Origin of the sequence: Bacillus sp. H1a (genome assembly GCF_000633475.1) — a bacterium.
Lineage (GTDB): Bacteria > Bacillota > Bacilli > Bacillales > Bacillaceae_G > Bacillus_A > Bacillus_A paramycoides.
Window position 1 is genome coordinate 1 of sequence record NZ_AYMH01000026.1, and the last position, 12,532, is coordinate 12,532.

Below are 12,532 nucleotides of genomic sequence, written 5' to 3' on the forward strand. Positions count from 1 at the left end.
TGGGCTTTCAAGTAGATTTAAAGGAATTCAATGAAATACTGGCAAAACTCCAAAAAGACACCAGTAAAACCAATGATCAACTTGACCAAGCCAAAAACGCATTGAATGGCATTATCCAAGCTGATGCCATGCAGGGTGAAACAGGAAAAGCGATTGTCAACGACATCAATAATAACCAAAATACAGTTGTGATTGGATTGAAAGATACCAATGAATTACTTAGTATAGAAATGGCGCAAACCTTACAGGATTTTCGGTCAACAACGGGAGAAAGTGATGAGAATGCGATTATTCTGGAAGATGCATTACTGCAAACACAAAACAAACTTTCCAATCTCCAACCCAAGAAACATGAAATGGATAGTCGCATCTCTAATATTTACAACAGCGTAAGTGATTTGATTTCACTGAGTATGCCGAACAGCCAGTTTGATGAAAAACTGGTTGCAGCCAGCAAAGAACTAGAGGATACGATTCAAAAAGTACAGCAATTTGAAAGCAAAAAAGAAAAAAGCGATGCGGAAAACATCCTCAATGCTCTAAACAACCAAGTTCAAATTGCAGGGAAGATGGGTAGTTTATCTTATACTGATCCGCAACTGCAAGCTTTCTTTGCGCTAGATGACTTGGCAAAAGGCATTCATGAAATGGATACACAAATCACGAAGGCGAAAAAAGAAGCGCAACTGCAAGCTGAAAGAGAAATGAAGAAAAAGCAAGAGGAATGGGCGGACAATCATCCAGTGGAGGCTTGGCTTCAAAACTTTTCCAAGAGTGCTGGTGAGAAATGGGATGTATTGAGAAAAGGCACAGAATGGGTAGGGGAGAACATTCCTTTCCTGAAAGGACTTGCTGATGATGCCTTGGTGCTGGAAGGTTTTTTAGGGGCGGCAGGTTCCGCTATTAGTGGGATTGCGATAGGTGCGACGAAATTAGTTCACCTAGCCTGGGAGCTTGGTGAATGGGGCTTTAACTCGATACGTGGCGTAGAAACAGAACAATGGAAACTGGACGATATATATGGAGCAGGTAATACGATAAAAAGTCTTGGACAAGCCATCATCAGCTGGCAAGATTATCCTAAGTATGGTAAGGCACTAGTTAACTCCGTAAAAGGTTATGTGGAAAAAGCATTGACTGACCCTTATGCTCTTGGTGGTGCGATATTTGATATTGGCAGTTGTTTTGTCGGCGTTGGTGAAGTAACCGCTGCAGTGAAAGGAACAGCTGCATTCGGAAAATTCGCAGAGGGTACAAAAGTCTTTCAGGTAGCCGCGAAAAATAGTAAAATAGTTGGTAAGTTGGAAGAAGTAACGGCATTAATGAATAAGTTGCCGGATAGTATCGTGGAGAAGATTAAAAATATTGAAATCCCGAATGTATTCCCTGAACCTTCGTTTGCTGGCGTTGGGAAAGTCGGAGGCGGAGGATTAGACTCTCTGAAAGATACTTATCAGCTTATGAAGGAGAATGTGGAGAAGGTTTTTGGTACGGGTAAAGGTGGCTCTGGCAGTAACATTTCAGAAAATATCTCAAAAGAAATTAAAAAGTTAGATAAAGAAATAAAAAGATTGAAAAAAGAAGAAAATGACAAAGAAGTCAAAAGATTAACGCGAGAAAGAAATAAATTGGCCAACAAGTTGGATACGAAAGATATTATTACTGATCGTTATGACTTGGAGGTTCCAAAGGAGCATGAAAGAAAAATCGATAATTCAAAATATTTTTCTCATGATAAAGGTGATTTTGGGGAAGAAGTGACAAAAATCTTAGCTAGACAAAATAATTTAGGTAAAGACGTTTCCGATCTATTCCAAGTGGGAAGAAACGGCATAGATGCAGCGTTTCTATCGGAAGGGCCGCCGCCAAAGTTAACGATTATTGAATCGAAGGCATCAGATTCCGCTAGTTTTAGTTACTCGAATAAACAGAAAAAGGGTGGAGATAAGTATTTCCAAGGCATGGTTAACAGCAAAGATCCTAGGTATGACAGTTTTAAAGGTAACTTAGAGGAACTGATGGAGGAGAATCCTGGTCTACAATTCGATTTTATTAGAGTTGAAACAGATATCAAGATCACTGATATTGGATTCGGCGTTGATGAGTTACAGGTAAAGGAATGGAAGGAAATAGATTAATTCATAGGGAGGATACAATGATAAACCAAAAAAAGTTAGAAATGGCTTTTAAAAAATATAGCAAAAATTTTGTGGATGGAATCAAATTTGAAGATGTGAAAGATAAATATAATGTCAGTAGAAGAAAGATTGAGAAAATCGTTGAGCAAAATGAAACAGATAAAGATCACATACTATTAATAAATCTAAGCAAAATTTCCTCATATCACTTGTCATTATGGAAAAACGATGTATTGATCAGCGGTGGAAACAATGCAGAAGGATTAAAGAACATGCAGAAGGTTTTATTTTACCAGTGCATGGGACAGGATCTCTATACAAGCAGGTATCCAGGAATGATCTTGGGATATACGTTTAGAGAAGTCGTTCTCACATTAGTTCATTTTGCAATGTATGGATGGGAGAAAGAAGAAAATATATTATATGATTTTATGACTCATCACTTCGGTGAACATTTAATAGATGCCAATGAAGAGGATAGACATATTTGGTTTTTGCTAGAGCTGTACTTGCAGTATAGAAATAAAACCATCATGGGAACGAATAAAAAATTGCATCTAGCTGTGAAAAATAAGTTTAAGGAAGCTGAACTGCGATGCGGCTCAATCCCTGAAGACCTGAACATTTATGCTGAAGTGCTGGAACGTTGGTCGACTGGTGATTTAGAAGAAATAGAACATCTAATTTCGATCATGTCTCAGTATCATTCTGCATTAGCTTCTGAAATCGGACAGCTAGGTGAATTTGGCGATTTCGGATACGGATTTTATCCTTTTGAAATCTTATTCTTGATCCATGTAAGAAAACAACTAGGATTACCAGTACCTAATCAATTCGATAATTTTCTGATGAATACTCCAGAAGCGAAAATGGTATTTGGAGAACGTGAGCCATACCCTGAATGGGACCCTGTGCTTCAGATGATCGATCAATTTTATCGTAAAAACTACCCGGAATATATTCCTAACAAGCATGGAGAATTATTTCAATAAAAGGAGGAAGCTAATATGCCTAATCAAGGGATAGCGCAGATTATATTTCCTGATAGCAAGGATTTGGAAACGTTTTTGAAGGAGCAAGGAAGTTATGACTTACATGAAGACCTATTAAAATATGGATTGACGACGAAACAGTTTTTATACGTTGACTATAAAGGTGAGCAATACCAAGAAATTGTCAATTTTATTCTTGATTACGAATTTGCCCACCAAATTGAATTAGCAACACAAGAAGAACTCGAGAAATTAGAAGCATTTAATTATGAATTTTTACCTGAAAAGATCCAGGAGGTCAACAAAATATTGTCACCAAAGGGGTATGGACTATTTACATATCCAAATTCGGGCGACTTCTTCGCACTATTCATTGTAAAAATAGAGAATATAGCAAAATTTCTGCAAGAAGAAGTGCTGCTCGATGATAGAATCCCTTTTCAAGAAAGGTGTATCAAGTATTATAGATAGACCTAAGATTGTATGTCTTCAACCTTGACTCCGGTCAAGGTTTCCTTATCAGTTAATATCAAGATTGCATAGCTATCTAGAATGTGCTATTTTTGGCCATGTACGATTGTAATAACGCCATGTGTTAAGGTGATCATTCACGTTCTTGCAAATCTATTTAAAACTTTTCGTATGAACATTAGTCAAAATAATAGAGATGTTTTGAATTTGGAAGGCTTGATACTAGAAATAGAAAAATAAGTTGAGAAATGTGCCTAGGTACATGCTTAATAAAAGAAGTCAATAGCGGCGTTATGAGAACGTAGTGGCTATTGACTTTTTTATTTTTACAACTGGGTTAGAATGAGGACAAAACAATGCAACTCGTGCCAACAATCATAAATGCTGAATTTGGACATCTGGGTGGTGTAAGAGAGAGAAACGCAGGAGTGTTTAAACCCGGAGGATTTGCTAATAGACATAAGGAGGAGCTTATAAAATGATTTTAAATGATCCAGTTTTCGGTGAACTTGAATATGAGTATGGTTGGGTTAAAGATACTACAATTCGTTTTTGGGGAAAAGAAACTGAGATAACTTTAATGATAGATGGGGAAGAGGACGACAATTTTGATGAGGAACAATATGTAGCATACACCTCGCTTATGCAAAATTGGGAACACTTGCAACAAAGTTTTTTGCAACCGATTTTAGAGTATTATAAACAGGAGCGACATGAATTAGGTTATGATATTGAAGTAAGTGAAAGTTATCCATTAGTTGAAACAACTGATCAAATATTAGAAATGATAGATTTAGACGGGATTGTTGTTCCTTATGGGGATTTGTGTGAAGGTAGAGACATTAGATTTACACTTAATTGTACATGGGATACAGAGAATGGGCTAGGAATTCGTATGTTAAATGAGATAGTAACTGAAGTAGGTTACCAGGATATTGCGATTTAAGTGTAACTATTAATCAATAATACACATGGATTGGAACTTATCGGCATAGGGAAATATAGACAGATAAAACAAACTTTATTTGAAGTGTACAAAAAAAGAAAAGGTCATTTTGAAGAATTGGCCTTATGATGGTTTACCATCATAAGCTCTTGTTTGGACCTCCGTCCCTTGATACGATAAAATAAGACACACGAACTTAGGCGAGATGACATTTTAATGGGCAACGGGTGCAATGACATGGAACGCATAGTAAACTAACGAATGCACACAAGCTCGTGCGTTTTAAAGGTATTACTTGTCACGAGACACAAAAGGGTCATACTATGTTTATGATACAATGAAACTTACAAACTTAGAACGAACATAGACACTTAGAAAACAAACGAACTTAAAGCACTTGATTGTCACTTATGGCAACGAGTGTTTTTTGCGTTGTAGCATGAAAAGTGAAACGAGCGTTATAATTTTATAAGTGCACTAAGGGTACGGTTAAGGTTACTAAGGATGTAGACAAAATTGATAATGGAGCTTATTAAAAAAAGAATATAGGAGATCCTCCAAAAGATATGTATGATCCACATGCACATCATATTCTATTTAAAAAAGGTCTTGGCCAGAAGTAAAAAGTACTTGTTCAAGAAGGTACGGGATAGACCCAATAATTGGTGTAGAAAACCTTGTTTGGGCACCAAATGCCGTAATAGGGCAACATAGTCTTGATGCTTTGGAGATTGTTGTAAAGCGGTTAAGGGATGTTGAAGCAATAGACGGTGACCTTGATTATATTGTTGAAGCTCTTAAAGATTTAGGAGACATAGCTAGTACAAGATAGTAGAGATACAGGAGGTAATGTTATGGATGAAAAAAGTTTAAATAAAGCAATAAGAAATGCAATTAAAATTGGTGATATTAATGAAGTAAAACGTTTAATAGGAGATAATCCAGAATCTTTACATTCAATGACACCATTTGGTACGTGGTTACATGTTGCAGCAAAGAAAGGGCATTTTGGAATAGTGGAATATTTAATCCATAAAGGAATTGATGTTAATACAAAAGGTGATATATTTGATGCTTCCCCTTTAAGATTGGCAGCAGGAGCGGGGCATTTGGAGATAGTAAAGTATTTAATTGAGGCAGGCACAGAATTAGATGTGAGCTTAGCAAAAAGAAATCCATTATTTGGTGCGATTTATGGTGGACATAAAGAAGTAGCTGAGTTTCTAGTTGAAAAAGGAATAGATATTTCAATTAGATACACTGGAGAAAATATTAAAAACATGGATGCTTATGAATATGCTAGAGAATTTGGGCAAACAGAAATTGCTGAATATTTAAAACAGAAGATGGATGAAAAAGAATAGGCTGTTAAAAAGTACATACTCCATGATGGTTGTACCATCATAAAGTATTACGTGCAATGATTGAACAGATAACGAGATACGAGCTTAGGCGAGATGACATTTTACTATGCGACTAATATAAAGACATGGAATGGACATGAAACTAAAGAACTCGTAAACTTGTAAGTTTTAACGTAGTAGTTGTCACGACATATAAAAGGTGTCATACTATTACCACAAAACTTACAAATTTAATGCTACTTAAAAATAGATGAAATTAAAGCACTTAATTGTCAATTATGACAACGAGTGCTTTTTTGCATTTTAGCGTAGAAATAAGTCGGTACACGTATAATTTTATAAGTATACTAAGGATACGGGTAATGGTAGTAAAGTAGATGTCCCTTATGGAACACAATTTCGTAAGACTGGTAACGAAAAAGAACTAAAACCAAATGTGAAGTACAAAACAAAAGAAGGATATACCTATGAAACCAACAACTTTGGTCGAATTGATAGTGTCGAAGCGGAATTACAACTCGGCAAAGGAAAGAGAAATCAATATGCTCAAAGTAATGTAGGTGGAACAGACAGAATTAGAGGTAATTATCCAGGGAGAGATGATGGTGGCCATTTAATTGGTAGTCAATTTAAGGGATCTGGAGATATTGATAACTGAGTTCCAATGAATTCCCAAATAAATGAAGTTGGTGGGAAATGGCATTAAATGGAACAAGAGTGGGCATCGGCATTAGAAAGAAAAGAAAGTGTAAACGTAAAAATAAAACCGCAATACACTGGAAATTCAGCTAGAACCTGATAGTTTTATAGTTACTTACTCGATCGATGGCAGTAGGATGAAAAAGGTTACAATACTAAATCAAATAGGAGGTTAGTGAAATTATGGAGCAACAGATGAATCAGATGTATCCCTTGATTGCGGAGCATATTATAGATATGATACCTGATGGTGATTGGAATGAAATTTACTTGTATGCTGAAATATTGGATGGTTCTAGAGAGGTGTACTTTTATTTCAATACTTCTGACAACGAGGATTTTTTGTATTCTCATGATATTCCTGAAAAATATAATGTGAGTGAAGAAATCTACGATAACCTGTTGGTGAAATTACAAACTAAATTTAATGATTTAAGACAAATATTTATTGACCATGATCAAGAGCCATGGACGAATTTAACTTTAATATTGAAGTATCCTGGAAAGATAAAACTTCATTATGATTATGTAGATATAATAAATTCAAAAATATCCCCGACTCAACGACAAATGATTTTTGAATATCAACATTTGGGTTTGTTACCTCAAAGTGAGAAAAACAGACTGTTTGTACAAAATTATGTAAATAATCAAAATGACTAGCAATAAAAGTAACATCAATAACTTAAATCTTGATTAGCCATATGACTTACAAGGTTTGAGTTGGTTTATACTAAAAAATGCATACTCCGTGATGGTACCACTATCACGGAGTTCTGTAACAATTTGAACTATGGTAAATAAGAATAATAACTAGGTGAGAGGACATTTTACTGGGCGACGGGTACAATGACATGGAACGCATAGTAAACTAACGAATGCACACAAGCTCGTGCGTTTTAAAGGTATTACTTGTCACGAGACACAAAAGGGTCATACTATGTTTATGATACAATGAAACTTACAAACTTAGAACGAACATAGACACTTAGAAAACAAACGAACTTAAAGCACTTGATTGTCACTTATGGCAACGAGTGCTTTTTGCGTTATAATTTTATAAGTGCACTAAGGGTACGGGAGAAGGTAGCGATATTCCACCTGCCTTCAAGCAAGAGGAATTTGCCAGTACATATGGATTAAGATTTAAGCAAACACACGCAGAAACAAATTTAACGGTTGTTTTCGAAGGGGCTAGAGGTGGGTCTTTATGTACTCTAAAACCACCACCAGATCCTACGTTACAGAAAATTTTAAATGAAGCTGGTATTAATGGAATTGAGTATAAAAATGGAGTTCCTGATTTTTCACCTATAGCAAAGGCACAGTTGGAAATCGATTATATGCTAGGTGGAAAAGGGGCTAAAGGAAATACTGCTAGTGATTATAATTTTAAGCAAGCAAATGAAAGGTTAGCAGATCAGCTTAATAATTCACCAGAATTGGCAAACCAATTTGGAATGGAAGCTGGTGGAATTACGGCAAAAGATATAGAAAAATATCGAGTGAAAAATAAATTAACATGGCATGAGTTAAATGATGGAGTTACTATACAACTTGTGCCAACAGAAATATACGCCAAATTTGGACACCTTGGTGGATTTGGTGAAATAAACGCAGGAGCTTTTGAACCTGGAGGATTTGCAAATAAATAATAAGGAGATTATAAAATGACAATAAATGATAAAGTTTTTGGAGAACTTGATTATCAGTATACATGGGTAGGATACAGAACCATAAAGTTTTTAGGAAAGGACACGGAGATAGCATTATTAATTGGAGGAGAAGATGATGGTAAATTTGATGAAGGTCAATATGTGGCATACAATTCATTAATGGATAATTGGGAGAAAATTCAACATAACATATTACAACCAATTTTAAATTATTATAAACAAAAAAGGCATGAGCTTGGTTATGATGTTGCATTTAATGAAGACTACCCATTAATTGAAACAGTTGATCAATTAATAGAACATATAACATTAGTAGGTATTTCTGTTCCGTATGATTTCCTTCGCGATGGACGTGATGTAGGGGTCTCGTTTGATTGTTCATGGGATGAGGAAAATGGTTTAGGAATTCGTCTTATAAATGAAAGGGTAGATGAAGTAGGTTATCAAGATGTCGCTATTTAAAATAGGCTGTTAAAAAGTACAGACTAATGATGGTTGTATCATTATGGAGTACAATGTGCAATGAAAGAACAGAAAACAAAGTACGAGCTTAGGTGAGATGAGGTTTTATCTGGCTACGAATATATACACTTAGAATGAACATGAAACTAATGAACTCGTACAAGCTCGTAAGTTTTAATGTACTTGTCGCGATGCATATAAGGTGTCATAATTTTACTAAAATACTTATAAATTTATGCTACTTAAAAACAGATGAACTTAAAGCACTTGATTGTCAATTAAAGACAACAAGTGCTTTTTGTTTTGAGATTACAACATAGGGTACTGGTAAAATTGATTATGATGAATTGAAAGTACGGCTTAAAGAACGTTATAAAAGATTTGTGGATGATACGAGACAAAATATATCACAAACAAGTACAGAATTGCTTCCAAATGAGTTGAATCATGAAAAGTTTGGAAGGTTGCCCAATGCAAAAGGAGACAATATAACAGGTCACCATATGCCGCCTAATAAATATATGCAAGAAGAGTTTCAGATTAAAACTAAAGATAGTTATGCGATGTTCTTAGAGCATCCGCATCCAGGACAAGGTGGATGGCATAGGAGAACTTTTACATATGGATTGAGTAAAAGAACAAGGCCAGAGGATTTTGATTTATATATGTCTTTGAAGCCATGGGATTCTCTAGCGTTTGATATTAATGATTTAAGGCGAATTATGAAAGAAGATGGATTATATAACAAAGAAAATAGAGAGAAGTTTAATGTGATTTTTCCTCAAGATTACAAAAATTGTGTAATGAAATATAATGGTGGTCATCCAGTACCGAATATATTTTTCTTTGAAGATGGAGGAGAAGGGGTTTTTGATTGCCTACTAAGCTACACGAATGAATATATTAGCATAACAGTTACTTATGATATTATCACACCATACATCCCAAAGGGAATAATACCCTTTGCTACGGATCCATTCGGTAATAAAATATGTTTTGATTTTAGAAATGATAAACACTCACCAACAATAGTTTTTTATGATAGCGATGAGTGTGATGAACAAGCAATTGAATATATTTGCAGTACTTTTACAAATTTAATAGATTCGTTGCATTTTAGTGAAAACGAATGAGTCGGAGGTCGATGAATTATGAATCTTAATTTTGAATATACTTTCAAACAAATTAAAGCCGAAGATATAGAAATCTTTGAAAGACTTAATGGATTAGAACTACCAGAGGACTATAAGAGTTTCTTATTAATAGATAATGGTGGTAAATCTAATAGAAGAAGATTTACTACGAAAGATGATGTAGTTACGTCATCAATTATGATGTTTTTTCCACTATCAGAGGAAACAGAAAATAATCTACAAAATTCTTTAAATTATTATATTAAGGGAAATAAATTTCCTTCTAGACTTATTCCAATAGGAAAAGATCCAGCTGATAACATTATATGTATGTCAATCCATGGTAGCGATATAAGTAGTGTTTATCACTGTCATACCTATCAGATAAAAAATGAAGCGGAATTAGAAGCAAAGTTTATTAGGGAAATAGCTTCTAGTTTTACGGAATTTATTAATAAACTTTCTGAGAAATAGAATTGTATTGTCAGAGGGCGAATTTGTAAAATACCCACATTAGGTACCGTTGGTTGAGTAGGTAGAAAAAGAGCAGTGACGGATTGTATAATCCATTATTTGAATGAAAGTTAAACAACGTTATCGAATGAACCCATCACTCAACCAATAACACATATAACCTCTTTGTAAAGTACAGAAAAAATAGACCGGACTTATATCATGACAACAAGAACATACAATCAACAAATCAAACCCTTTATAATTTGATAAACACGCTTGCTAAGCTTTCAAAGGCTCGTTCCAACTGAACGATGAGGAGGAATGAGCTTTTTTCATGACTAAAAATAAAGGAGGAAAATTTGACTTGGGAACCAAATGCTGTAATAGGACAACACAGTTTTGATGCTTTGGAGGAAGTAGTGAGTTGGTTAAGAGTTGTTGAAGCAATAGACGGTGACTTTGATGATATTGTTGAAACTCTTAAAGATTTAGGGGACATAGTTAGTACAAGATAGTAGAGATACAGGAGGTAATGTTATGGATGAAAAAAGTTTAAATAAAACAATAAGGAATGCAATTAAAATTGGTGATATTAATGAAGTAAAACGTTTAATAGGAGATAATCCAGAATCTTTACATTCAATGACACCATTTGGTACGTGGTTACATGTAGCTGTCAAGAAAGGACACCTTGAAGTGGTTGAGTATCTAATTAATAAAGGTATAGATATTGAAGCTAGAGGTGGCACATTTGATGCTTCTGCATTAAATTTGGCAGCAGGAGAGGGGCATTTGGAGATAGTAAAGTATTTAATTGAGGCTGGTGCAGAATTAGATGTGAGCTTAGCAAAAAGAAATCCATTATTTGGTGCGATTTATGGTGGACATAAAGAAGTAGCTGAGTTTCTAGTTGAAAAAGGAATAGATATTTCAATTAGATACACTGGAGAAAATATTAAAAATATGGATGCTTATGAATATGCTAGAGAATTTGGGCAAACAGAAATTGCTGAATATTTAAAGCAGAAGATGGATGAAAAAGAATAGGCTGTTAAAAAGTACATACTCCATGATGGTTGTACCATCATAGAGTATTATGTGTAATGATAGAATAGAAAAAGAGGTACGAGCTTAGGCGAGATGACATTTTACTATGCGACGAATATAAAGCATGGAATGCACATGAAACTAACGAACTCCTAACCTCGTAAGTATTAACGTAGTAGTTGTCACGACATATAAAAGGTGTCATACTGTTACTATAAAACTTACAAATTTATGCTACTTAAAAATAGATGAACTTAAAGCACTTGATTGTCAACTAAAGACAACAAGTGCTTTTTATTTTAAGATTATAACATAGTAAAAATACACTCGGTAAAGTAAAAGGACAAGACCATGCAGGGCATTTAGCAGGTCAGGTGATAGATTTGGAGGTTCGCCTAAAGTTGACAATTTAGTTTCGCAATTATCTGATGTTAATTTGAAGCAATATAAGAAGATTGAAGAAGAATGGGCTGCAGCTTTGAAAGCAGACCCCCCTAAAGAAGTAACTGTTGATGTTAAAATGGTTTATTCTGGAAATAATATGTACCCAAAGGAATTTATAGTTAATTATTCTATTGATGTTAAATGGGCATTTGAAGTTATTGAGAATTAATCTAAGGAGTGAAAAAGTAATATGAAAGAATTTGAAGATAAGTTTAGTGAATTGCAATCAGATATGATAGCTATATGTATGGAATTTGTTGAAGATAGAGCCGATAAAGTATATGTTTATGCTTCATGTGAAGAAGGTATTATTTCAGGTAGATTCTTTTATTTAATTAATAATAAGTATGTAAAGCCTCATAAAGTGAATGATGCATTGGAGAATGGGGATGAAAGATATGATGTATCTCCAAAGCGAGGGTTTACGGTATTGCGTATAATATGTGAAGACATCAAAAAAATAAAAGAATTGTGTAAAGAATATGAAAGAGGCATACCAACGGAGATGAAATTAATATATGATGTTAAGAGTGGTAATTTCAAAGCTGGGTACAAGTATGATTTAGTATATACGAATGATGATATTAAAACAGCAGATCATATTGCTGATGAGTGGTTTGAAGAAGTGAAAAATAATAACCTTTAAAAGGTTTACAGTAATAGTTATATCTAAGTTGAATGGACAATTCATGGTGGTTGTACCA

At 34.5% G+C, this 12,532-nt stretch carries 14 protein-coding genes and 3 pseudogenes; all 17 read left to right on the plus strand.

The genetic code is table 11. The features are described from left to right. Nucleotides 1-2,138 (plus strand): T7SS effector LXG polymorphic toxin (locus U860_RS36380; protein WP_025148803.1); only part of this gene is annotated, 2,138 nt, incomplete at its 5' end. Between the two features lie 17 nt (nt 2,139-2,155). Then, nucleotides 2,156-3,130: a hypothetical protein gene (locus tag U860_RS0112600; protein WP_025148804.1), complete on the plus strand. Its 975-nt coding sequence runs from the start codon at nt 2,156-2,158 to the stop codon at nt 3,128-3,130. Between the two features lie 15 nt (nt 3,131-3,145). Continuing rightward, a complete protein-coding gene (locus tag U860_RS0112605) occupies nt 3,146-3,601 on the plus strand; it encodes a hypothetical protein (RefSeq protein ID WP_025148805.1) in 456 nt (151 codons plus the stop codon). 350 nt (nt 3,602-3,951) lie between these two features. Beyond that, nucleotides 3,952-4,083: pseudogene (locus U860_RS36990) on the plus strand (NAD+--asparagine ADP-ribosyltransferase); the annotation flags it as partial. Beyond that, entirely contained in the window at nt 4,080-4,547 is a 468-nt protein-coding gene (locus tag U860_RS0112615; protein WP_025148806.1) for a DUF2004 domain-containing protein, read from the plus strand. The pseudogene U860_RS36990 and the gene U860_RS0112615, both read left to right, overlap by 4 nt. Nucleotides 4,548-5,401: 854 nt before the next feature. After that, a complete protein-coding gene (locus tag U860_RS0112620; protein WP_025148807.1) occupies nt 5,402-5,911 on the plus strand; it encodes an ankyrin repeat domain-containing protein in 510 nt (169 codons plus the stop codon). 415 nt (nt 5,912-6,326) lie between these two features. Then, a pseudogene (locus tag U860_RS33240) lies at nt 6,327-6,786 on the plus strand (DNA/RNA non-specific endonuclease); the annotation flags it as partial. A 7-nt stretch (nt 6,787-6,793) separates the two neighbouring features. Continuing rightward, the gene (locus U860_RS0112630; protein ID WP_025148809.1) at nt 6,794-7,273 is read left to right on the plus strand and encodes an antitoxin YezG family protein; all 480 of its coding nucleotides are present in this window, start codon (nt 6,794-6,796) and stop codon (nt 7,271-7,273) included. Nucleotides 7,274-7,887: 614 nt separating this feature from the next. Beyond that, nucleotides 7,888-8,265, plus strand: coding sequence for an HNH endonuclease (locus U860_RS36385; RefSeq protein WP_275887052.1), 378 nt, complete (start codon nt 7,888-7,890; stop codon nt 8,263-8,265). Nucleotides 8,266-8,280: 15 nt separating this feature from the next. Further along, nucleotides 8,281-8,748: a DUF2004 domain-containing protein gene (locus U860_RS0112640; RefSeq protein WP_025148811.1), complete on the plus strand. Its 468-nt coding sequence runs from the start codon at nt 8,281-8,283 to the stop codon at nt 8,746-8,748. Nucleotides 8,749-8,888: 140 nt separating this feature from the next. After that, nucleotides 8,889-9,068, plus strand: coding sequence for a hypothetical protein (locus tag U860_RS36390; RefSeq protein WP_115610313.1), 180 nt, complete (start codon nt 8,889-8,891; stop codon nt 9,066-9,068). A gap of 27 nt (nt 9,069-9,095) precedes the next feature. Further along, nucleotides 9,096-9,881 (plus strand): SMI1/KNR4 family protein, encoded by a 786-nt coding sequence (locus tag U860_RS36395; protein ID WP_240184466.1) that lies wholly within the window; start codon nt 9,096-9,098, stop codon nt 9,879-9,881. 18 nt (nt 9,882-9,899) lie between these two features. Further along, on the plus strand, nt 9,900-10,355 hold the full coding sequence (locus U860_RS0112650; RefSeq protein WP_033795421.1) for an SMI1/KNR4 family protein: 456 nt from the start codon (nt 9,900-9,902) through the stop codon (nt 10,353-10,355). Between the two features lie 341 nt (nt 10,356-10,696). Next, nucleotides 10,697-10,852 carry a hypothetical protein gene (locus tag U860_RS35630; protein WP_162790999.1) on the plus strand — a complete coding sequence of 52 codons (156 nt, stop codon included), beginning with the start codon at nt 10,697-10,699 and terminating at the stop codon, nt 10,850-10,852. Between the two features lie 22 nt (nt 10,853-10,874). Next, entirely contained in the window at nt 10,875-11,384 is a 510-nt protein-coding gene (locus tag U860_RS0112660; protein ID WP_025148814.1) for an ankyrin repeat domain-containing protein, read from the plus strand. A gap of 302 nt (nt 11,385-11,686) precedes the next feature. Further along, nucleotides 11,687-11,997 (plus strand): annotated as a pseudogene (locus U860_RS36995) (DNA/RNA non-specific endonuclease); the annotation flags it as partial. 21 nt (nt 11,998-12,018) lie between these two features. Next, nucleotides 12,019-12,474 carry an immunity protein YezG family protein gene (locus U860_RS0112670; protein WP_025148815.1) on the plus strand — a complete coding sequence of 152 codons (456 nt, stop codon included), beginning with the start codon at nt 12,019-12,021 and terminating at the stop codon, nt 12,472-12,474. Nucleotides 12,475-12,532: the final 58 nt, after the last annotated feature.